This is a genomic window from Salmonirosea aquatica, from assembly GCF_009296315.1.
Classification (GTDB): domain Bacteria; phylum Bacteroidota; class Bacteroidia; order Cytophagales; family Spirosomataceae; genus Salmonirosea; species Salmonirosea aquatica.
This window is the reverse complement of the sequence record NZ_WHLY01000002.1, coordinates 5,388,369-5,410,194: the sequence shown is the minus strand read 5'-3', so window position 1 is coordinate 5,410,194 and position 21,826 is coordinate 5,388,369. Positions and strand designations below refer to the sequence as shown.

The following is a 21,826-nucleotide window of genomic DNA, read 5'->3' as shown; positions in this document are numbered from 1 at the left end:
AATAATCTGATTTACATGATGGTTTTAAAAAACATTTTGCCGTGGACTGAAACAAAACCGTAATATCTACCCGTCATTTCAACATGACCCGGATGATCCTACCCGAATGAAGACCATTCCTGACGTAATCGATACTGACTGGCAGGTTGGCTTCAAAAGCCGTCCGCAGCAACCGGACCGAGGAGACATGGCTGGCTTCCGCGGGACCGGGCCGGAGTTGCACGCCGAAATACTGGCCCGGTCGGCTATCCAGCTGCACCACGGCCTCGGCATCCAGTACATCGTTGGGAGGACCGAACTTGGTACCTGCATCGTGGACCCGCAGGAAGTTAATTTTGCCATTGGCCGCCAGCACACTACCCAGCGGATACCCCGTGTAGACCCGGAAAATGCTTCGGCCAAAGGTACCCGCCGTCATCACGCCCGTGACCGGGTGTACTTCCAAATCCCGGACATCGGCCAGGGGCAGCCCATCCATGTAGGACGACCACGCCCAACTTTGCCCGCGGTCCAGCGACTGCCCTCGGTACACCCCCCGGTTGGTGCCGACATACACCGTGTAGGGGTTCATCCGGTCCACGGCGAGGCATTGAACCGTGAGCCCAGTGGGCAGATTCCCCGTAATATCAAGGGCCGTATACGCGGTTCCGGCAGGATTCCGCTGCAACCGGTACACCCGGCCGACGGAGCCGCCCGCGCAACCCAGAAAAACAGTACCTGCCTGCTCGGGATCTATTTCAATGTCGTTTATACCGGCCGACATAGGATGGGCGAATAGAGATTGAAAATTGGTGCCCCCAATTCCCCCAAATAATCCCCCTCGTGAGGTACCGGCCAGATACAGGTCGGTGGTGGGTTCCACGGCCGAACAGGTCACCGAACCTGCCGTCGGCGTAAATATCGTTTGCCAGGTACCCGCTGGGTCGGTAATCCGCCAGAGGCCTGTACAGGCCGCCAACAGGATATTCATTTTCCGGGGATGCAGATGGTAGCGGATGTTAAAACAGGTAGCTCCGTCCGGCAACCCCGTAGACATGTTACTCCAGTTATTGCCGCCGTTAGTCGACCGTTGGATGCTTGATGCGTACTGATTCATCGAATACAGGATATTGGCATCGGTGTCGTCGATGTCGACCGTGGCCCCGTCGCCGCCGTTTTTAGCTTTCCACTCGAGGGTACCCTCGGTCTTGATGGTTCCGTTGTCCTGGGTACCTCCCATGAGTACATCAGACCGGGTGAAAGCGTCGGCGACATCATAAAATTCCACGTTGGCAATGCCTTTGCCGATCTGTTCCCAGGTACCTTTATTTCCATTTTGGGTAGAACGATAGATTCCGCCATCGTTGAGCGTAAAAACGGTACCCCCTGCCCCCGGCAACACCGCAAAGCCGTGGTGATCGGCGTGGGCACTGCCCAGGGGCGTGTTGTAATCGCTCACTTTCTGAAAGGAGGTACCCTGATCGGTAGAGCGCCAGAAGGCGGTACCGCCCAGATACAGGCTGTTTTCATCCAAAGGATTGGCCCAAAGTCCACTCCACAATTCCTGAAAATTACTCGTAGTACCCCACGCCTTTTCCCAGGTCGACTCCTGCGCGCTTCCGATGGAACAACTCAGGTTTGTGGTACGGTAAAGCTGAAAATCGGTGGCTGTCCTGAAACTGGCGTACATTTTGGAACCGGATAATGCGATACTGATCCGCCGCGTACCCTCCGCCGACGGCAGGGTACCCCCAGGACACCCCGTTAGCTTCCGCCAGTTGGCCCCCCGATCATACGACACATAGATACCCGCCACGGCGGCATTATTCGGGTTCGATACCGCGCAGTATAGTCTGTCCCGGGCCCGGTCGATTTCCAGTCCGGTGGCGCCTGCCCCGGAAATCATCAACGTCCAGGTCACGCCGCCATCGGTAGAACGGTAGATCCCATCCTCCGAATTGAGCAGCATAATATTGGCATCCCGGGGGTGAATCAGGAGTTTACCACCATGTACCAGGGCATTCAGGTCCTGCGTGTTGATCTGAATCCAGCTCAGGCCCGCATCATCCGACCGAAAAACGCCCTGGTGCGCCGTGACCCAAAACACCTGATTGGCATTTTGGGACGGAGTTGCCAGGGCCGCCACGCTGACCGAAATCTGATCGGTCAACGGAAACCAGCTGGTACCTCCATCGAGGGTCTTCCACACCCCGCAACTCTGCCCACCAACGTACATCACCTGGGTTGAGCCCAGTTGAAAAGCGATAGCCGAAAGCCTGCCGGTGGCCGTAGCCCAGGGGTACCCAATGTTATTGACGCCCGTAATCACGTCAGGACCCACCGAAATCCAGCGACCAACGGGCGGGTCTGGATTTTCATAAAAAGTCTGGACCGCATTATTGGCCTCATCCGATTCGGCCACCGCATTATCGGCATCCGCTTTGATGGAAATCGTGAAGTGGTCAGGGGCATTTTGAACCGGACAGGATACATAAGCCGACTGGCCCGCCCCCAGGCTCTGGGTGAGAATACTGTACGTTTTTTTGAATCCGGCTTCTGAACTCAGGTCGACCTGGGTACGGACAGGCTTTTTTTCATCACTCGACGAATGATTGGTAACCCGGAAACTGATCGTGACCAGGCGTTTTTTGTCCTGCTGAAACCGGTGCCCTTGCACCGAAACGCCTTCGACCGTAAGATCAAGGGCCGCTGGCAGAGCCGGAGCGGTTTTGTTTACCACCTGCATGCCGCTGGCTGTGCTGGTCACCAACAGTTCGGTTTGATTATCGCTTCGGTCCGATTCGTGCAATTTTTCATCCGGATCGGCCTGCACACGAATCAGATGTTCGCCCGGAGCCGGATTCGGCCATTCGTACGTAACCCGTTCCGAAGCATGCGCGCCCAGGTTCAGTTCCTGTCGGTTGATGAGTTTCCCGTCGGCTGTTATGAATAAATCAAAGGTACCCGTGGGAGCGTCGGCCGAATTAGCCACCGATACCCTGATTTGTCTGCTGGACGGAGATTGGCCCGTGACCGTCAGCTGGCTCACCCGAATGGCCGGCAGTTCGTGATAGGGTAGCTCTTCCTTGTTCTGGGCGAAGCCAGATTCCCGGCCTACAAGCAGCAGGATGACGGCCAGTACGGTGGTGACTATTTTTTCCATAACGTTCCACTGATCAACAAATCTATACCTTAAGTACCCGAAGGAATTTCTTACGGAAATTATTGAAAAATAGACGGTTTGGTACCCGGAACTCGGAGATTTTAGTAAACGGTATGCCTTCCCCAAGTGGTAGGTACCTTGGGCGCACTTTGACTGGTTTGCAAATTTCTATGTACCTTTCAAAAACAAACCATTCCCCTACTCTATCCGATTTCCTATGCAGTCCTTTACCCGACTTCTACCCTTTCTGTTTCTAATCATTCTCAGCGCTTGTGGTACTAAAGACAACACCACCGCCACCGACGAAGAAGGTCTTTCCACGTTCAGCGCCGACAGCCTCAAGCAAGACGTAGCCGTGCTGGCCTCCGACGACTATATGGGCCGCATGCCCTTCACCGAAGGCGAAACCAAGACCATCGCCTACCTGCAACAGCAGTTCAAGTCTCTGGGCCTGGAACCCGGAAACGGTGACAGCTACCTGCAGGAGGTACCTATGGTCAATATCGAAGCCACGGCCGCCCCTACCATGCAGGTGCAGTCGCCCCAGGGTACCTCGACCCTGAAAGCCTTCGACGACTACGTGATCTGGACCGATCGCACCGAACCTAGTATCAGCCTCGACCAATCGGAACTCGTTTTTGCCGGGTACGGTGTGGTGGCGCCCGAATATGACTGGAACGACTACGCCGGACTCGACGTGAAAGGCAAGGTCGTGCTGGTGATGGTCAACGATCCCGGCTTTTGGGCGGGCGACACGACTTTGTTCAAAGGCAAGGAAATGACCTACTACGGCCGCTGGACCTACAAATTTGAGGAAGCCGCCCGGCAGGGGGCGAAGGGCTGCCTCATCATCCACCGTACCGACGCCGCAGGGTACCCTTTCGGGGTGCAGCAGAATAATTTCAATACGTCACGGTTGCAATTGGACAACCGGGGCAAGGACATCCCAAACTGTGACGTAATCGGCTGGGTACCCGAAAATGTGGCGATGAATCTGTTGAAATCAGCCGGTTACGGAGCCGATTTGCTGGCGAAAGCGGAAAAGAAAGACTTCAAAGCCGTGCCGTTGGGGATCAAATTGAGTACCACCATGCAAGTGAAAACCACTTATGACAAAACCCACAACGTCATTGGCAAAATCGTGGGCACTCAGCGCCCCGACGAGGTCATCATCTACACGGCTCACTGGGATCACCTGGGCATCGGTACCCCCGACGCCACGGGCGATTCGATCTACAATGGTGCGCTGGACAATGCCACCGGCACCGCCGGACTGCTGGAACTGGCCCGGGTATTCAAAAGCCTGAAAACCCAGCCTGAACGTACCGTGGTGTTCCTGGCCGTAACCGCCGAAGAGCAGGGCCTGTGGGGGTCGGCCTACTACGCCCAGAACCCGATTTATCCGGTCGCCAAAACCGTGGCCAATATCAATATGGACGGTCTGAATCGTTTTGAACCTACTAAAGATATGGTACTGGTGGGCGAAGGGCAGTCGGAACTGGAAGAATACGTGAAGGAAATCATTGAAAAGGACGGCGGCTATATTTCCGTCGAAACACATCCCGAAGCGGGTTACTACTACCGTTCCGATCATTTCAATTTTGCCAAGGTAGGTATCCCCGCCCTCTACCTCGAATCGGGCGTGGATGTGGTAGGAAAAGGCAAGGCTTACGGACAGAAATTGCAGGATGAATACACCGAAAAAAGCTACCACCAGCCTTCCGACGAGTACGACCCGGCTACCTGGACCATGGAGGGGGCTATCAGCGAATTGAAACTGCTTTTCCGGGTAGGTAAGCGGCTGGCTTTTGAAGAGAAATGGCCCGCCTGGAAAGAAGGTTCGGAGTTCAAGGCCATCCGGGAGAAGCAGAAATAAAACGGCCTTCCGTTCATCCTTTTATTTTACCGCTCGCCCTAAATTCTGTCACACAGCCTTTGCAGACTTTCTCTTTTAGACTTTAAGATAAGAAAATCATTTTTTAATCCTAAAATCTTCAAGAGCCATGAAAATTTTCAAAACTGTGCTGATGATCGCCCTCTGCGGCGGGTTGATGACCGAAGCTTCCTTTGCGGGAGATCCAATCCCGGGCGACCAAACCGAGGGAAACCAGGCGGCCCAAAAGATACCTTTCCAAGTGGGGATGTACCGGATTCAGAAAAGCCTGACGATGAACGTGCTGGTGGAAAAAAAACTGGGCGATCGGGTGGAAGTGCAGTTGGTTGATGAGAAAGGGCATGTACTGTTTGAAGATGTCATGGGAAAAAGGGAGCAGAAGTCCGGTTTCAAGCTCAATTTTTCGGAAATTCAGGATGGCAAATACTCGGTGGTCGTCACCAACGGTGCCCAGGTAATTACCAAAGAAATAAATCTATCCACGCTGAACCTCTACGAAATGCCGGCCCGTACCCTGGTGGCGGGAAATTAGTGGGGTTGAAGCGGGGAAACCGATAGGGTACTCAAAAGGCCCGGGCTGGGTAGAATCGTGATTCTACTCAGCCCGGGCCTTTTATTTCTTTTTCAAGATTCCGTTGAAATCATGTAAGTTTGGAAGTTTATCAGCGTTTTAGTGTTCAATCGAATTGATTGACGCGCTTTCACTCCAAACCTATCGTATTCATGGCTTTTCCCAATCCGATTTCCCGCAAAGAATTCCTGAAAACCGGTGCCCTGGCACTGACCTTGCCGCTGCTTTCGCGGAATATTTCCTTTGCCAAGCCCCCCAAAGACATTGGCCTGCAACTGTACACGCTGCGGGCACTCATGGCCAAAGAACCCAAGGAAACCCTGAAAAAAGTGGCCGACATTGGCTATACCGAACTGGAAACTTTCGGCTATGCCGACGGGAAATACTTCGGTATGGCGCCCAAAGAATTCAAGACCTACCTCAGCAGTCTCGGCATGAATACCCCCAGCGGTCACTATATGCCCGATCAATTGAAAAATGGCTGGAGCCAGATTGTGGACGATGCCGCCGAAGCCGGACAGAAGTACATGGTATGTGCCTTCATCATGCCCAATGAGCGTACCCTGGACAACTACAAAAAATTTGTCGATCTTTTCAACCAATCGGGCGAAACGTGCAAGAAGGCCGGGATTCAGTTTGCCTACCACAACCATGATTTTGAATTTCAGACCGTAGACGGACAGATTCCTTACGACATGATTCTGAAAGGTACCGATCCCAAGCTGGTAAAAATGGAACTGGACCTGTACTGGGCCTCCTTCGCCAAGCAGGACCCCGTGGCGCTGTTTAAGCAGAATCCCGGCCGCTTCCCGCTGGTGCACATGAAAGACATGGCCAAAACCGAAAAACGCGAATTTGCCGAGGTAGGGATGGGTTCCATCGACTTCCAGCGCATTCTGGATGCGGGCAAAACCGCCGGCCTGAAGCACCTCTTCGTGGAGCAGGATGTCACCAAGCAGCCCCCGCTGGAAGCGATTGCGATTAGCTACGCCAATATGAAGAAGCTGAATGTTTGATTGAAGTTGAGGTAGGGTACCTGCCCTGTATCAGGCTCCCTGATTTGATTTCGCTTTCGTGATCTTCGCCCTATCCTGCCTGTTTTCTTTGGATTCATAGGGCGAAGATCACGTTAAATAACCTACATCTTCCGACGTCTTACTTTGTTTTTATTAATTGTAATAAACTCGTTTGACTTTTCAATTTCAAGAGATTTCAGGGTTGTCAGGAGAAAAGCCAGGATCGCATCATAATCCTCTTTATCATAACGAAGGAATATAATAGTCGTTGCAGTCAGCTGATGAGCGAAAATCCATTCTCCGAAGTCCTTATCTTCCGTAATAATTATCTGATTGTTTTTCCGGGCTAAGGCGATAATATCTTTATCGGCCATACCCGCATTCAATTCTTTAATCCATATTACTTCGTAGCTATCGCCCCGAAGTGCCTTCACTAAATTACCATTTAAGCCTTCGTCCGCCAAAATCATAGTCAGACGCTTTGCAAGGTATCTTCACTTTCCAGCACGGAGGCAGCATACCCTATGGAAGCCAAAATATCATCTTTGGTAATGTGGGGATACATCTGGAGTATCTCGTCGAACGTATAGCCACCCGTAATTTTTCGCAGAATTAATTCTACCGTAATGCGAGTACCCTTAATCACGGGCTTACCAAGCATCACATCCGGATTTGCCGTTATTCTATCTATGTAGTTCATATTTCTTGTTTTTGCGCTCAGATTATAAATATACAAATATCCGAGCCAATTCTTTTCTATTCCACAAAATGGACAGGAATGCTTATAAATAATTGTTACGATTAAATCCGGTTGATTGGCATTGCAAAGGGAAACGGGCTATTTTCAGAAAACTCCCGGTCAAGATAACTGATAAGCTGATTCTCACTTCCCCAATTTCCGCTCCACCCGCGTATAATCCACGTACTGATATGGCCCCAGTACCGAGCGTTGCAGCGTGAGGGTGTAGGTACCCCAGGGGTAGGTTACCTCCGTTTTACGGGTTTCCTGCACGAGTTTTCCGGCGGATGGGGTTTTCTTTTTTAGAAACTCCCCCATCACCCGGCCCTCCATGGTAGCCGGTACGGGTAGGTCGTAGATACTCAAAATTGTGGGGGCCAGGTCCACGTTGGAGGTAGGTAGGGTACCTGCCACCGACGCTTTGAAATCGGGGCCACGCGCCAGCAGGGCGATGTTGATTTCGTAGGGGCTCGATCCGCCGTGCCCGGCCACACCGCCCGAAAAGTCGGTGCCCGCGTAGCCCTGGGCATTTTTATCGTCGTTCCAGTTGGGGGCGACCAGAATATCTCCCACGCGGGTCGGGTGGTTGTAATGAATGGTCGCGAAGGAAAGGGTACCATCCACCCAGCCCTGAATCGCGTCATCCGGTCGGGCCTGGGTGAAAATCGCGCCCATCCATTCTTCCTTTTGCAGCGCGGCGACGATTTTCTTTATGGCTTCGGGTTCGTGATCTTTTACGTAAATAGCGCCTTCGGCCACCACCACATCGTCCGATTCCTTGTCTTTTTTCAACCTCTGCGCAATCAGAAAATCCGTGAGATTTTGCTTGCCGACATGCGTCACAAATCCATGATCGGCGGAAATGAGAATATTGATTGAATCAGACAATTCCCTGGCTTTCAGAGCCTCCAAAATCCTTCCAAACTGCGCATCCACGAAATGAATGGCCCGCACGGCTTCCGGCGAACCGATGCCGTGGCTGTGTGCGGCTCCGTCGGGATCGGAGTACCAGATTGCGCTCACCAGCGGTCCCTGCGCGTCGAGGCCGTATTTGAGGTAGGCATCAGTAATCCAGGCGTGGCGGTTTTCGTCCTCCTCTCCGGCGGTTGCAACAGCCCCGAGGTCGGCCAGTACCTGCGGTTTGAAGGATTCGGGCAGGATCAGGTCCGGGTTGATAATCGCCCCGCCGCTGACGGTATAATTTTGCAAATAGGCCTGTCCGGTGGTACCCGAACTGAACACCATCATGCGCTCACCCGCCGATTGAAGCACTTCGCCCAATGAAACGGCGGTCAGCAGCGGACCGTCGATGGCCCCGGCAATTTTGGTCAGGTCGCCGTAGGTAGTACCCACGCTTTTGGTTTTATTGACCTGAGGAAAATACACCGAATTGCCCAGAATCCCGTGGGTACCCGGATACGAGCCCGTAGCGTAGGAAGCCGAATTGACCCGCGTCACGGTAGGGAAAACGCTGTGGTGCCGCTGGCCCACGCTGGCCTTTTGCTTAAAGGCAAAGAGATTGGGCATCAATTCGGAAGTGATATAATCGGGCCGCAGTCCGTCAAAAAAAACGAGCAGGGTTTTATGCCGGGTCGGGGTAGTCTGTCCGTAACCCGACAGGGACAAGAATCCGCCCAACAGGAGACTCAGACAAAAGGTAGGAAGTAGTTTTTTCATACAGACGTTTTGGGTTGGTCATTCCAGTTCGGTGCGAATTACGGTACGTTTGGCGCGGTTGATACCCCAGAGTACCCGCTTGTTTTTTACGGCACGGTCCATGGCAATGCCCTGCCCGGCGATGGGTAGAGGGATGGTTTTTATATAGTCCAGGGTATAGCCAGATCTAGGTAGTTGGAGCACATAGACCTCCGGATGATCGTGTCCAGTAATATAGAGCAGACCATCCTGCCCCCAGGTACCCCCCGAATTGCTCATGGGCGCAAAGCGGTCGAGGAGGTTTTTGGGGTACACCCAGGCTTCGAGCTGCCGCCAGTCCCGGCCGTATTTGACCAGGCTAGTCCAGCGGCCATCCCGCCCCGCGCTGGCATTACGACCGCTATACTCGGCAAAACCCACATACCAGTACCCGTCTTTCTGATCCAGCCAGGTAAGGGAACCGTGCTGGGCGATCCCGAAGCTATGGGTACTTGTGTGTTGCAGAGTACGGGTATCAAATATTTCAACTGAGCTGGTCATGGGCTGATCGGGGTAGTTGGAGTTGGCGCAGTAGAGTTTGCCCTTGATCACCACCCCGCTGTTCAGGTGCACGATGCCCTGCGAGGTACCATCCCAGGAAGCCACCAATTCCCCGGAATTTTTCAGGTACTTGCGGATGGTGCTGTTGTTGATTACATAGAAGTGCGTCGCATCCACCGCCACGGCCTGTTTGGCTTCTTCGACCTGAAATTCCCGGCTCCCGGACTGAGCATGGGCGTTAAATAAAAAGAACGGAGACAGCAGAAGAAAGTAAAGCTTTCGAATCATACCAATTTGAAAGAGCGAAGGATTTAAATTCTAAAAGTACTAAACGAATCGCGATTCGATTTTACGGTATAGTTAAATTCTGCTGATCTACTGAATTCTACCAATTCGCACTAAAATAGGAAAGTGTACGTCTTGAACGGATTGGCTACCCCAGGCTACCGCCAGCTCGGGTCGAAGCTCGTCCAGGGGATCATATCCGTGGGCCGCGATGAAATGCCTGACCGCCGACCAGGTAGACAGGTACCCCAGCAGATGATCCAGCGACCAGACGAGGGTATTGGAAAAAGCGGGTACCTTGAGCTCCGGAAAAGGGAACGGAATGGACTGGTAGTTTTCATCGATGTAGCGTCTTTCCTTATCCCAAAAGCTACCCACGATGTGGTGATAAAAATGATCGATTACGGCATCGACGTTTTTCGAAATTTTTAACAACCCGTACCCCAGCACGACCAGCAGGGCACCGGGCTTGGCCGTGCGGCGGACTTCCTGGTAAAAAGGCTCAAAATCGAACCAGTGAATCGCCTGGGCTACCGTGATGAGGTCAAAAAAATCATCCGGAAAATTGGTTTGCTCCGCCCGCTGCACGGAATATTCGATATTTTCCCGCAGCACCGCCTGCCCGATCTGGGACTGGCTGAAATCCGTCGCAAATACTTCCGCAAACGTTTTTGCCAATTCTACGGCTACCTGACCATTGCCGGTACCGCAGTCCCAGGCGCGACCCTTGTTTTCGGTCAGAGTCGACAGATACGCAAACACCGCCTGAGGGTAGGTTGGGCGGAATTGGGCGTATTGATCGGAACCGGTGGAGAAGTTGTCTTTCATAGCAAATTAAAAAAACACGATTCCCGATTTCTACCTTCCGGAGCATCGGCGGGCGGGTACCTCTTATCCAACGGATTCATAATCCGCATGCCGCCCGCTAGTAGGATTGACCGTTTTCTGATTTTAAGTTTTGTAAACCTAACTGCTCCCAAGCTACCTACCCCCATGATGCACGAAATGAAATCAGGTCGAAAATTAGTGTCCCTATTTCTGGTGACCGGACTCCTGCTGGGATTTTTCCCTGGTTGGGCGCAGGTAGCCGCTACCCTCAAATTGAAGGATTACCGGCCCAATTCCATTTACAATATTCCCAAAACCACCGTACCCAAAGCCAGATACCCCGTCGTGGATTTTCACGCGCACGATTATCCAAAAAACGACCAGGAAGTGGACGAATGGGTAAAAACCATGGATGAGGTAGGTATTGCCAAATCCATGGTACTCACCTACGCCACGGGGGCGGCTTTTGATGCGATCGCGCAGAAGTACGCCCGCTACCCCGACCGATTTGAGGTCTGGTGCGGGTTCAACTATACCGATGCCGACAAGCCGGATTGGGCGCAGCGCGCCGTGGCCGAACTGGTGCGTTGCCACGCAAAAGGGGCCAAAGGCGTGGGCGAATTGGGCGATAAGGGACTGGGTGAGTTGTATTCCAAACCTACCCCCGGCTACGGGATGCACATCGACGATCCCCGCATGAAACCGCTGCTCGCCAAGTGCGCCGAACTGCGGATGCCCGTGAGCATCCACGTTTCCGAAGACGAATGGATGTACCAAAAGCCCGACTCGACCAACGACGGCCTGATGAATGCGGCCAAATGGAATGTAGACATGACCAAGCCGGGCATCCTGGATCACGATCAGTTGGTCGCTACGCTGGAACATGCTGTGCGCGACAACCCCGGTACCACGTTCATTGCCTGCCACCTCGCCAATTGCAATTCCGATTTGGGGAAGTTGGGACGGCTGTTTGATGCCTACCCCAACCTGTACGCCGATGTGGCGGCCCGCTACGGGGAGTTTTCGCCGATACCCCGCTTCGCCAAAGCCTTCATGGAAAAATACGCCAACCGGATTGTCTACGGTACTGACATGGGCAACGAGTCGTCCATGTACCGCATCACCTTCCGGATTCTGGAATCAGCCGATGAGCATTTTTACGAGCACGGGCGCTTCTCCTACCATTGGCCCCTGCACGGACTCGATCTCAACAAGGCCACCCTGAAAAAAATCTATTCGGACAATGCTCGGCGGATTATGAGGTAGGGGGAAGTGGATGCATGGGAGCTACTTCCTGCTTCAATGACTTATGAAAATTCTGACTTTGAGTGTGAATGTAGATGGCCCACTTGTACGCAGATCGCGTTACAGACGCGGCAAGATGCAACGTCAGCGGGCCATCGTCCCGATTGCAGATCAGGGTTAGCGGGATGACCACAGTTGCTCATTTGTAAGTTTCTAATTTTGAAATTAAGTCTGTGATTTCTTTTAGTTGAGCTTTTAGTCTGTCAACGTTCAATTGTTGATTATTAACTAGGTTGTCAAGTTCATTTTTCTTGACTTTTAGTTTTTCAACCACAGTTTGAGCAAAATTTGTTTTTAAGTTTATCCCAGTAAGACCAATAGCAATCACTCTTGCCGAAATCAGATCAAAATAATCATAGCCGTTTTCATAAACATATGTTCCATTTGCGGTAACAACATTTGAAGCACTTGAAGTAAAGGCAATATTAGATTTTTTAAATCTTTTTACGTTTACTGCCAATCCAGAGTGGGCTAGTAAGCCTTGAATTTGTTGAAGTATACAAGTATTACATGAGTCTAAAGTTGCCGTGATTGTACCAACAACATTTTCTACATTTTTTTCATCAAAGTCTAAAAGCGTCCCAATTGGTGTAATACCTGGCCTTGTAGGAAGAAGTACGTTTCCTATAGTCTTACACGATAATGTAATCTCCTGCATGTCCCCATGAGAAAAATTTATACCTGATGAAAATGCCCCAGGCACAGATACACCAGCTTCGCCTGCAAATTCTTTTGTGATTTTGTATGTTTCTTGAAAATTTCTTCCACTCAGAGGAGGAGTTTCCGATATTTCTAGTTGTCTTGCTGTATAAAGCAGTTTAACAGCTTTGCGCATATCTTTTTGTGCAGTATCAATAACAGCAATAGCTCCTAAATACTCTTGAAGCCCTAAACTTGCATCGCCATCAACTCTAATAGTAGATACATATGTTTTTGAAAAATTAACAATTTCGTCATCTATGAGTCTCCTCATTCTATCTACCTCAGGCCTATCAACTTGTTTTTGATTCGGTTTTGTAATGTTGATAGTTACTTCTTTTGGATCCGAAGATGATGCTTGATAAGAGCTGACAATAATTTTATCATCATTCTTTAAAAAAACAACTGTATGTATAAACCTTCCATTTTTATAATCATATTCATAAACGAACATCTCACCAATTGAAAGGGATTTAAATTCACCTGCAGCCAATCCTAAATCATCAGCAGTAGTACTTACATATACACATGCTTTTAATATTGTATCAGATGCATTTGAAATCTTTACTTTTTTAGGAGCTGCAAAGCATTTAATGCTTAATAAGAGGACTAACACGGTTAATCTTTTTTTCATAATATCAAATTTATTAGTCAATATAATAAGAGAACTTGTGAATTTTTAAACAGACTTAAAATATCATATTTTGCTGATTTTTGATACCTAATAACTTATATTTTAATTCTTATAGGCAATCCTTCACCATTGGCTACGCTATAAGAATTGTTGCATTCCTAACATTTTTAATTAAGTTGAGCAATAATATTTGATAGACTAGAACAGCATAAATCTATACAATTTTCGTAAATCCTGGACTTATCCATAGTCAAAAACTTATCAAGCGGTAGTTTTTTTTATATATAGCTATACACCGTGGCTTGTGTCACCACAGGCTCTATTTCCCTACCTATCTTTTGATATGGTGAAGAATTTTACTCAACCTAAACAGATAGACATACATAAATCTATAAATTCCCCTACTTCTTAGCCCTTCCCCTAATCAAAAACTTATCAAGCGGTACATTTTTCTTTTTACGTAACTACTTATAAGAGTGAGGTTATTTTACACTTTTCACCCACCTGCTGATCCACTCCCCTACCAGCGTCTGCGTCTCAGCCGCCGCTTTCAACCCCTGCGTAGTAGGCGCAAAATCACTATCCTGTAACACCTCAAACACGCTATAAAGGCTCCGTTGCAAGATAGGTAGCTCTTTTTCCAGCGCCGCCGCTTGTTCAAGCATTCCTCCCAGCTTCGCTTTGTCTTTCTTTCCGGCTTTGGCGAGTCGGCTGTCCAGGCTCGTGTGCAAAGCTTTTACTTCCTCCGCCATGCGGGTCAGTTGTTGCCGCCCTTCGTACATGGTTTTGGACCAGTCGTGCTGCAATTGGAGTTTTTCGGTCGGCGTTTTCACGCGCGGGTCCATTTTGATGGTTAACGGTTGTTCGTATACTTTCCCGTTTACGGTCAGCCGCACAGTGTAGGTACCTGGCATCACCCAGGGCGAGGTAGGTGCGGGGGCCGTATTGCGGTAGGTGGCCGCGATGGGAAACGAGACCGGGCCCGTGAGCGGGGTATAGTGCAGATCCCACAGAAAGCGGTGCGACCCGGCCTCGCCCGACAAAATCTGCTGGGGTCGGGGCCAGTAGTAGGGTACATTCACGGCGGGCATTTGCCAGGGCTGGTCTTCGGAGGTATAACGCCGCACCAGGGTACCATCGGGCGTCAGGATTTCAAGCGTGACCAGGCCTTGCGCCTTTTCCTGAAAGGTGTAGTTGATGATCGCGCCGTCGGGCGGATTTTGTCCGGCGGGTTCTTCCTGCGGCAGAGGCGTATCGGTATTCATGTTCCAGCGGACGCGGTAGGTAAGCTGAGGCTTGAAAAGCGTCACCGGGGCTTTGGCAACGTCGGCCGTAAGCTGGCGCAGGGGCGTAATGTCGTCCAGAATCCAGAAGCTACGCCCATGGGTACCTACCACGATGTCGTCGTCTTTGATCACCAGATCGCGGATGGAAGTAGCCGGCATATTCAGTCGCAGGCTTTGCCAATTCTCGCCATCGTCGAATGACACATAAACGGCCGTTTCCGAGCCCGCGAAGAGCATTCCTTTGCGAATGGGATCTTCCCGAACAGTATTGATGGGATCGTTGGGCAAGCCCTTCACGATTTCCTGCCAGGTAGCCCCGCCGTCGCGGGTACGCAGGATGTGCGGGCGCTGATCGTCCACCCGAATGCAGTTGATGGCGGCGTACACGACGTTGACGTCGGTATGGCTGGCGTCCAGTTGCGATACTTTGTGCCAGGGTTTGAGGGTAGGTGGCGTCACGTTCTTCCAGCTTTTGCCGCCGTCGCGCGTGACGTGGATCAGGCCATCGTCGGTACCCGCCCAGATGGTACTACTGTCCACGTAGGAAGGCGCCACGGCATAAATCACGCCCCGACGGGGCATTTTCTTCATGTCCTCGGTGGTGTAAATCCCTACACTGGCCGGGATTTCGTCGTAAGTAGCACGGCTCAGGTCGGGACTGATGACTTCCCACGAATCGCCTCCGGTGCGGGTTCTGAACAAAACATTCCCGGCGAAATAGAGCGTTTTAGGGTCGATAGGCGAAAAAAGTACCGGAGCCGTGCGAACAAAACGGTACTTGCCGCTACGCACGGCTTCGGGGGCAATGTTCTGCACCTGTCCGGTACGTTTGTCGAAGCGTGTTACTTTGCCGCCGTACACGATATTCGGGTCGAGCGGATCGGCCGCGACGTAGCCATACTCCTCCACACCTACCGGGTGCCACTCGCGGAAGGTAACCTGTCCGTCGTTACCCCGGCTGGCGATGCCCACCGAGCCGCTCTCCTGCTGTCCGCCCAGTACGTTATAGGGAAAGGCATTGTCGGTACTGACGTGGTAGAACTGCGCCGTGGGCTGGTTGTACCACGAGCTGAACGTCTCGCCGCCGTTGACCGTAATGATCGCGCCCTGGTCGCCCGCCAGCAGAATGATGTCGGGATTGTCGGGGTTGATCCACAGGCGGTGGTAGTCGTCCCCACCCGGCGCGCCCCGGAAATCCTCGAAAGTTTTGCCGCCGTCAACGGACTTCCAGCTCATGACATCGGCAATGAAAATAATGTCGGGATTGGTGGGGTGTACCTTCACTTCGGCAAAGTCGCTACCCCGGCCCCACAGCCGGGGATCGGCGTTGATCAACCGCCACGTCTCCCCCGCATCATCCGACCGGTACACCCCGCCCAACTCGGGCGCATCGACGGTAGCATACAATCGGTTGGGAGCCGAGGGCGAAATGCCGAAACCGATACGGCCAACACCTTGCTCGAAGGTAGGTAGCCCTTTCGCCAGCCTATGCCAGGTGGTGCCGCCATCGGTGGATTTGTACAGCCCGCTTTCCGGCCCCTGCCAGGCGGCATTTTCCCAGGGCCCCTCCTGCGCCTGCCACAAGTCGGCGTACACGACCTTTGGATTGGTGGGGTCGATGGTCACTTGAATGGCGCCCGTATCTTCATTTTTGTACAGTACCTTTTCCCAGTTCTTGCCTCCATCCGTAGTTCGGTATACGCCGCGGGTCGCGTTGGCGCCGTAGGGATGCCCGAGCACGGCCGCAAACACCCGATTTTCGTTGGTAGGGTCGATGCTGATGTTACCAATCTGCTGAGCATCGTCCAGACCGAGATGCGTCCAGGTTTTACCCGCGTCGGTGGACTTGTACATACCGTTGCCTACCGACAGATCGGGGCGGTGCAAGCCTTCGCCACTCGCCACGTACACCACATTGGGATTGGAAGGCGCCACGCCCACGTCGCCGATGGACCCGGTTGGCTGGTCGTCGAAAATGGGGAACCAGGTGCGGCCGTAGTCGGTGGTTTTCCAAACCCCACCGTTGTTGACGCCTATATAAAATACATTCGGCTGCTGGGGTACCCCTACCGCTCCGACGGTACGCCCGCCCCGGTGCGGGCCGATCATACGCCATTGCATCGAGTTGAACAAAGAAGGGTCATAACCCTGCGCCGATACGGCCTGGTGAAGTAGCAGAACGAGGAGAAAGGAGGTAAAGCGTTGGATCATAGGACAAGGTTGAGAGGAAGGTTTACAAGAAGCAGTTTAGATTTTTTTAGCTGTGTCAACAGGTACCCTCACAAGTAACGCGCTAGGATCTACGAATTGACGGGAGGAAAAATACGAAGTTATCAGATAGTATTAGCCTTCCTTTCCAAGGAGAAATCCTTACTATCCATCATTTTTTCTGTACGGAACAAAAGCGAAAAACGTACCCCACGTACAACGGGTCTACCCCACCCACCCAGGCCGTTTCCTGTATTACTCTCAAAAAAACCCAACGAAATTCTATGGCTCACGCATCCGCCATACCCTACGATATGGTTTTTGGCATAACCTGATTGGTATCCCGCGAATTCAATAGTCCCGCCGGAACGGTCAGTTCACCCGTTTGCGGGTCGATCAGTCCGTTGCGTTCCTCTTCAATATCGGTAGCTTGCGTGTAAACGTCCCCGGCAATGCCGTCGCGGCGAAGTTCGTGCTTGAAGAGCCGGATGCGCTCGGCCCGTTCAGCGGCTTCTTCGGGCCCGCCGTAGTCGCCAAAGCCGAAGCCGCCCCATTCGCTGATAACCAAAGGTACCTGCCGCCGAAAAAAGAACGGATCGCCAATCACGAGCGGAAAAGCCGTCACGCCATCCAGATTCCCCGCTTCCAACTGGTCGATGAGTTCTCGCCAGCGGTTGAGGTCAGGGGTATAAATGTGGGCCGTCAGCAGGTCCGATTTCAGGCGGCCTTCCCACGAAATATGACGCCAGCCGTCGTTATCCACCACCAGAAATTGCGGGTAGGCTAGCTGCATGTAGTGGTACATATCCACGATGTACTCTCGGGTTTCGGGATTGGTGGCGATGTCCTGAGCGCCCCAATCCTCGTTGTAGAGGCTCCAAATCACCACGGAGGGGTGGGTACTAATCAGCGACACCATGCGCAGGAGCTCCGCCCGGTGGTTCTGGCGGCTTTGGGGAGTCGAGCTGTGCGGACTGGGTACCTCCACCCACAGCATCAGCCCCAGTTTGTCGGCCAGGTTGTAAATACGCGGATCCACGCCCACGATGTGGACCCGTACCAGATTGCAGCCCAGTTCTTTCATGGCTCGCATGTGCCGCTGCATTTCTTCGTAGGTGGCCGTGCCGGGCTGATAGAGGATGCCGTCGAGGTACACGGGTTTATTGTTGAGGTAGATGTACCGTCCCCGGGCCTCGATTTTACGCAAACCGAAGCGGGTTTCCACCTGGGCTACGTACCCTTCGGCGTCGATGAGCTGCGCCACCAGCAGGTAGCGTGTCGGCGACTCGGGCGACCAGAGTTCGGCGTCGTCCATGTCTAACACTACCCGCTGCTGCTTTTGTCCTTCTTCCAGCCGTAGTGGGTAGTCCGACGTGGTCAATGGCTCAGTACCGTGCAATTCGAAAGCCTGGAGCCGTAAAATGTAATCACCGGGATCGTGAATACGGGTCGTCACGGTGAAGCGCATCAAACGGTCTTCGACCACGCTCACCACGCCGATGCGAGTGCGGAGGCGGTTGCGTTCCACGGTTTCGAGCCACACGCTGCGGACCGCCCCCGTGTAAGTCTGGTACCAGATACCCCCGCGTTTGTAGACGTGCGACTCTTGCTTGCCCCGCGGAATTTCGGCATCCATCGTATCGCCGATTCTGACGGTAAGCCGGTTCTGCGGGCGCAGGTACTCGTCCGGCAGTTCGTAGGAGAAAGAAGTGTATTCGCCCAGGTGTACTTCTTCATCCTCGATGGTACGCAGCGCGTGCCCGTTGAGCCAGACGCGGGTTTCGTAGCCACAGGCTCCAAACGTGAGCTGAATCATAGAACGAGCCGGTGATTCGCTCCGCTCGGGAGCGGTGAATTCCCGTTCGTACCAGGCTACTACCCTATCCCGCCAGCCCGTCGGAGTCGCTTGCGGATTGGCTCTTGCCATATGCTCCTCGATCGACCCGGGCCATTGCGCGGTGCCGCCGTAGGCATGGCCCACGTACCAACGCTCGTGCAAGCCCTGATCGTCGGGATCGAGATCAAACTTCCATTCACCATCCAGAAGCAGGTAGGTGTTGGGGCGCAGGACGGCCCTGGGTAATTCGTTGATGGGTTCTGCTTCGATCGTCCGTTCCGGGCGACTGGCCGAGAGACTGGTGTTGGGATTCTTGCTTTCCATGGGTTGGTCAGGTACCGGTATAAGGCTATGCTGACGATTTTGCACAAAAAACTATACCGATACCTTTTCACTCCCTGGTCAACCTTACAATGCCCCTTCCTTAATTTCCTCAACCACCGCTGGATCCAGCAAGGTGGAGGTATCGCCCAGGTTGGAAGTTTCACCTTCGGCTACCTTGCGCAGAATCCGGCGCATAATCTTGCCTGAGCGGGTCTTGGGCAGGCCCGTCACAAACTGTACCTTGTCGGGCCGGGCGATCGGGCCAATGACGCGGGTGACGGTGGCGGCGATGTCTTTGCGCATCATATCCGGATCGTCGGGCTTGTTTTCCGTGATGATGTAGGCATAAATCCCCTGTCCCTTGATGTCGTGAGGGTACCCTACCACCGCCGATTCCACTACCCCCAGGTGCATATTGATGGCATTCTCGACTTCGGCCGTACCGATGCGGTGACCCGATACGTTGATCACATCATCCACCCGACCCGTAATGCGGTACATCCCGTCCTCATCGCGCAGGCAGCCATCACCCGTGAAGTACATGCCGGGGTAGGTGGAGAAGTAGGTTTGGCGGCAGCGCTCGTGGTCGCCCCAGGTGGTGCGCAGCATGCCCGGCCACGGGAATCTGATGCACAGGTTCCCACTTACGCCGTTGCCTTTGATTTCCTGGCCGGCTTCGTCCACCAGTACGGGTTGCACCCCAGGCAGGGGAAGTGTGGCATAGGTGGGCTTTTCGGGGGTGACGCCCGCGATGGCGGTAATCATCATACCTCCCGTTTCGGTTTGCCACCAGGTATCCACCAGTGGTGTTTTGTCGTGGCCGATATTATGCTTGTACCAATTCCAGGCTTCCTCGTTAATGGGTTCCCCCACCGAACCCAGCTTAGTGAGCGACGAAAGATCGTGGTCTTTTACGTATTCCAGGCCAAAGCTCATCAGCGAGCGAATGGCTGTGGGAGCGGTATAGAGAATATTGACCTTGTGTTTTTCGATAATCTCCCAGAATCGTCCGGCATCGGGGTAGGTGGGTATGCCTTCAAACATCAGCGAGGTAGCCCCATAACAAAGCGGCCCGTAGACAATGTAGCTGTGCCCGGTGATCCAGCCGATGTCGGCGGTACAGAAATGCACTTCGCCGGGCTCGTACTGAAATACGTTCGCAAACGTGTAAGTAGCGTACACCATGTAGCCGCCACAGGTATGCACTACGCCTTTGGGCTTGCCGGTGGAGCCGGAGGTATACAGGATAAACAGTACATCCTCGGCATCCATTTCCTCGGCGGGACAATCCGCATCCACGTACTTCACTTCCTCTTCCCACCAGTGATCGCGGCCTTTGAGCATCGAAACCGGCGTACGGGTACGGGTCATTACGATTACGTTCTTGACGGTGGAGCAACGTTCGAGGGCGTCGTCCACGGTTTCCTTCATCGGAATCACCTTCTGGCCTCGAAACGCCCCGTCGGAGGTTATGACCAACGTACAGCCTGCGTCGTTGATACGGTCGGCGATGGAACGGGCCGAAAAGCCGCCGAAAACTACCGAGTGAATGGCTCCGATCCGGGCGCAGGCCAGCACGGCGATGGCTAGTTCGGGTACCATGGGTAGGTAGATGCACACGCGGTCGCCTTTTTTTACGCCCAGTTTTTTCATCACATTGGCAAACTGACACACGCGCCGATGCAGCTGGCTGTACGTGATCGTGACGGCCGCGTCGTCGGGTTCATTGGGTTCCCAGATGATCGCGGGCTGGTCGCCGCGCTCAGCCAGATGGCGGTCCAGAGCATTCTCAGTAATGTTCAACTTGGCACCTTTGAACCACTCAACTTTGGGTTCGGTGAAGTTCCAATCCAGTACCTTCTCCCAGGGCCTGCGCCACTGGAAGTGACCGGCAATGCCGGCCCAAAAAACTTCGGGATCATCTACGCTTTTCTGGTAGGCGGTTTGGTATTCTTCAAAAGTTGTCGTTTTCATGTTTGTTGTACTAGCAGGTAGGATTAGGGGTGAAAGTTCAATGGGTCCCGATTCATATTTTGGGCTAAAAATTGGGAAAATATACGAAAAGATCGCCTGATTCCACCGATTGCCCCCGAAACCGGGAGCCGCCGTGTACTGTTATCTCATTGATTTTGAATAAATCAAGGGGTACCTTTGGGAATAAAAAAATGAAATTATGGAAACAACTGATAAGCACACCATCCAAGACGATGAAAAGGTGAGTAAAGGAATTCTCTTTTGCCGGAAATTGATGGCCTCTAAACGAGAGATGCAGGAAGAGGCCCGACGGGACATGGAGAAGCCGGAAATTCAAGCCATTGTCCAAGAACTTATGCGGAAGCTGGAAAATGAAGGAAAAAGCGTATGAGTTTGCTTTTCTCGGCGGCAGCGACAGTGCTTACATTTTCCCAACCCGGTTCGGCATCACCTACGAAGTCAGGTTCAAGCCAAGCGGCTATCTTTTCGGTGATGAGCAGCCTTTCGCAGACTCAATATTTGAAGTAGTACTGCTTCCGGCCAGAGGTGATGCCGATAAGGAAAAACCGCTCGATGCCCGTATACCATCTACAGTCGCCGCCATTGTCAAAGACTTTTTCATTCAGAAGGAAACTGTCTTGCTGTATATCTGTGAAGATAATGATGGCAGAGGTGCCGTCCGTAACCGCAAATTCGGACAATGGTTCAATTTCTACAAATTGGAATATCACTTCAAGTTTGACTTTACAATAGGCAGCGCCGAGGAGCAGTATTACAATTCAGTTATTGGGAGAATGGATAATCCTTACAAGAATGAAATTATTGCAGCCTGCTTCGAATTGGCCGAGGACAATAGCAAATGAACATGTATAATCAACAAGATTGACA

16 protein-coding genes are annotated in these 21,826 nt (G+C 52.5%); 6 read left to right on the top strand and 10 right to left on the bottom strand.

All coding sequences use genetic code 11. The features are described from left to right. Positions 1-73 precede the first annotated feature (73 nt). Entirely contained in the window at positions 74-3,142 is a 3,069-nt protein-coding gene (locus tag GBK04_RS23290; protein ID WP_152763877.1) for a VPS10 domain-containing protein, read from the bottom strand. Between the two features lie 217 nt (positions 3,143-3,359). On the opposite strand from GBK04_RS23290, the gene GBK04_RS23285 reads away from it, so the two are divergent. The 3 genes from GBK04_RS23285 to GBK04_RS23275 all read left to right on the top strand — a co-directional run bounded on the left by GBK04_RS23285 (position 3,360) and on the right by GBK04_RS23275 (position 6,623). Continuing rightward, entirely contained in the window at positions 3,360-5,018 is a 1,659-nt protein-coding gene (locus GBK04_RS23285) for a M28 family metallopeptidase (RefSeq protein WP_152763875.1), read from the top strand. Between the two features lie 127 nt (positions 5,019-5,145). Then, positions 5,146-5,568 (top strand): T9SS type A sorting domain-containing protein, encoded by a 423-nt coding sequence (locus tag GBK04_RS23280; protein ID WP_152763873.1) that lies wholly within the window; start codon positions 5,146-5,148, stop codon positions 5,566-5,568. 191 nt (positions 5,569-5,759) lie between these two features. Next, positions 5,760-6,623 (top strand): sugar phosphate isomerase/epimerase family protein, encoded by an 864-nt coding sequence (locus GBK04_RS23275; RefSeq protein ID WP_152763871.1) that lies wholly within the window; start codon positions 5,760-5,762, stop codon positions 6,621-6,623. A 122-nt stretch (positions 6,624-6,745) separates the two neighbouring features. On the opposite strand, the gene GBK04_RS23270 is transcribed toward GBK04_RS23275, so the two are convergent. From GBK04_RS23270 to GBK04_RS23250, 5 genes are all read right to left on the bottom strand, one after another. After that, entirely contained in the window at positions 6,746-7,093 is a 348-nt protein-coding gene (locus tag GBK04_RS23270; RefSeq protein ID WP_152763869.1) for a DUF5615 family PIN-like protein, read from the bottom strand. Positions 7,094-7,095: 2 nt separating this feature from the next. Beyond that, a complete protein-coding gene (locus GBK04_RS23265; RefSeq protein WP_152763867.1) occupies positions 7,096-7,323 on the bottom strand; it encodes a DUF433 domain-containing protein in 228 nt (75 codons plus the stop codon). 183 nt (positions 7,324-7,506) lie between these two features. After that, positions 7,507-9,039: an alkaline phosphatase family protein gene (locus GBK04_RS23260; protein WP_152763865.1), complete on the bottom strand. Its 1,533-nt coding sequence runs from the start codon at positions 9,037-9,039 to the stop codon at positions 7,507-7,509. 18 nt (positions 9,040-9,057) lie between these two features. Then, on the bottom strand, positions 9,058-9,846 hold the full coding sequence (locus GBK04_RS23255; protein ID WP_373331258.1) for a hypothetical protein: 789 nt from the start codon (positions 9,844-9,846) through the stop codon (positions 9,058-9,060). Positions 9,847-9,933: 87 nt separating this feature from the next. Then, positions 9,934-10,671: a class I SAM-dependent methyltransferase gene (locus tag GBK04_RS23250; protein ID WP_152763863.1), complete on the bottom strand. Its 738-nt coding sequence runs from the start codon at positions 10,669-10,671 to the stop codon at positions 9,934-9,936. A gap of 165 nt (positions 10,672-10,836) precedes the next feature. Here GBK04_RS23250 and GBK04_RS23245 point away from each other — a divergent pair, with 165 nt between their 5' ends. Further along, positions 10,837-11,937, top strand: a complete 1,101-nt coding sequence (locus GBK04_RS23245) for an amidohydrolase family protein (RefSeq protein WP_373331257.1) — start codon at positions 10,837-10,839, stop codon at positions 11,935-11,937. 178 nt (positions 11,938-12,115) lie between these two features. Here GBK04_RS23245 and GBK04_RS23240 read toward each other — a convergent pair whose 3' ends face one another. The 4 genes from GBK04_RS23240 to acs form a co-directional block, all read right to left on the bottom strand. Continuing rightward, positions 12,116-13,309, bottom strand: a complete 1,194-nt coding sequence (locus GBK04_RS23240) for a hypothetical protein (RefSeq protein WP_152763861.1) — start codon at positions 13,307-13,309, stop codon at positions 12,116-12,118. A gap of 482 nt (positions 13,310-13,791) precedes the next feature. Beyond that, a complete protein-coding gene (locus GBK04_RS23235; protein WP_152763859.1) occupies positions 13,792-16,806 on the bottom strand; it encodes a WD40/YVTN/BNR-like repeat-containing protein in 3,015 nt (1,004 codons plus the stop codon). A 304-nt stretch (positions 16,807-17,110) separates the two neighbouring features. Then, the gene (locus GBK04_RS23230) at positions 17,111-18,964 is read right to left on the bottom strand and encodes a glycoside hydrolase family 2 protein (protein ID WP_152763857.1); all 1,854 of its coding nucleotides are present in this window, start codon (positions 18,962-18,964) and stop codon (positions 17,111-17,113) included. Positions 18,965-19,048: 84 nt separating this feature from the next. Then, positions 19,049-20,938, bottom strand: coding sequence for an acetate--CoA ligase (gene acs / locus GBK04_RS23225; RefSeq protein ID WP_152763855.1), 1,890 nt, complete (start codon positions 20,936-20,938; stop codon positions 19,049-19,051). Between the two features lie 199 nt (positions 20,939-21,137). Here acs and GBK04_RS23220 point away from each other — a divergent pair, with 199 nt between their 5' ends. Together GBK04_RS23220 and GBK04_RS23215 are read left to right on the top strand one after the other, a co-directional pair. Beyond that, positions 21,138-21,329 (top strand): hypothetical protein, encoded by a 192-nt coding sequence (locus tag GBK04_RS23220; RefSeq protein ID WP_152763853.1) that lies wholly within the window; start codon positions 21,138-21,140, stop codon positions 21,327-21,329. Beyond that, entirely contained in the window at positions 21,310-21,801 is a 492-nt protein-coding gene (locus GBK04_RS23215; protein WP_152763851.1) for a DUF6169 family protein, read from the top strand. Before GBK04_RS23220 ends, GBK04_RS23215 begins: the two co-directional genes overlap by 20 nt. Positions 21,802-21,826 lie beyond the last annotated feature (25 nt).

Excerpts from the sequence above, each read along its gene's own strand:
- GBK04_RS23290 (WP_152763877.1), bottom strand. The coding sequence starts at position 3,142 with ATGGAAAAAATAGTCACCACCGTACTGGCCGTCATCCTGCTGCTTGTA.
- GBK04_RS23285 (WP_152763875.1), top strand. The coding sequence starts at position 3,360 with ATGCAGTCCTTTACCCGACTTCTACCCTTTCTGTTTCTAATCATTCTC.
- GBK04_RS23280 (WP_152763873.1), top strand. The coding sequence starts at position 5,146 with ATGAAAATTTTCAAAACTGTGCTGATGATCGCCCTCTGCGGCGGGTTG.
- GBK04_RS23275 (WP_152763871.1), top strand. The coding sequence starts at position 5,760 with ATGGCTTTTCCCAATCCGATTTCCCGCAAAGAATTCCTGAAAACCGGT.
- GBK04_RS23270 (WP_152763869.1), bottom strand. The coding sequence starts at position 7,093 with ATGATTTTGGCGGACGAAGGCTTAAATGGTAATTTAGTGAAGGCACTT.
- GBK04_RS23265 (WP_152763867.1), bottom strand. The coding sequence starts at position 7,323 with ATGAACTACATAGATAGAATAACGGCAAATCCGGATGTGATGCTTGGT.
- GBK04_RS23260 (WP_152763865.1), bottom strand. The coding sequence starts at position 9,039 with ATGAAAAAACTACTTCCTACCTTTTGTCTGAGTCTCCTGTTGGGCGGA.
- GBK04_RS23255 (WP_373331258.1), bottom strand. The coding sequence starts at position 9,846 with ATGATTCGAAAGCTTTACTTTCTTCTGCTGTCTCCGTTCTTTTTATTT.
- GBK04_RS23250 (WP_152763863.1), bottom strand. The coding sequence starts at position 10,671 with ATGAAAGACAACTTCTCCACCGGTTCCGATCAATACGCCCAATTCCGC.
- GBK04_RS23245 (WP_373331257.1), top strand. The coding sequence starts at position 10,837 with ATGATGCACGAAATGAAATCAGGTCGAAAATTAGTGTCCCTATTTCTG.
- GBK04_RS23240 (WP_152763861.1), bottom strand. The coding sequence starts at position 13,309 with ATGAAAAAAAGATTAACCGTGTTAGTCCTCTTATTAAGCATTAAATGC.
- GBK04_RS23235 (WP_152763859.1), bottom strand. The coding sequence starts at position 16,806 with ATGATCCAACGCTTTACCTCCTTTCTCCTCGTTCTGCTACTTCACCAG.
- GBK04_RS23230 (WP_152763857.1), bottom strand. The coding sequence starts at position 18,964 with ATGGAAAGCAAGAATCCCAACACCAGTCTCTCGGCCAGTCGCCCGGAA.
- acs (WP_152763855.1), bottom strand. The coding sequence starts at position 20,938 with ATGAAAACGACAACTTTTGAAGAATACCAAACCGCCTACCAGAAAAGC.
- GBK04_RS23220 (WP_152763853.1), top strand. The coding sequence starts at position 21,138 with ATGGAAACAACTGATAAGCACACCATCCAAGACGATGAAAAGGTGAGT.
- GBK04_RS23215 (WP_152763851.1), top strand. The coding sequence starts at position 21,310 with ATGAAGGAAAAAGCGTATGAGTTTGCTTTTCTCGGCGGCAGCGACAGT.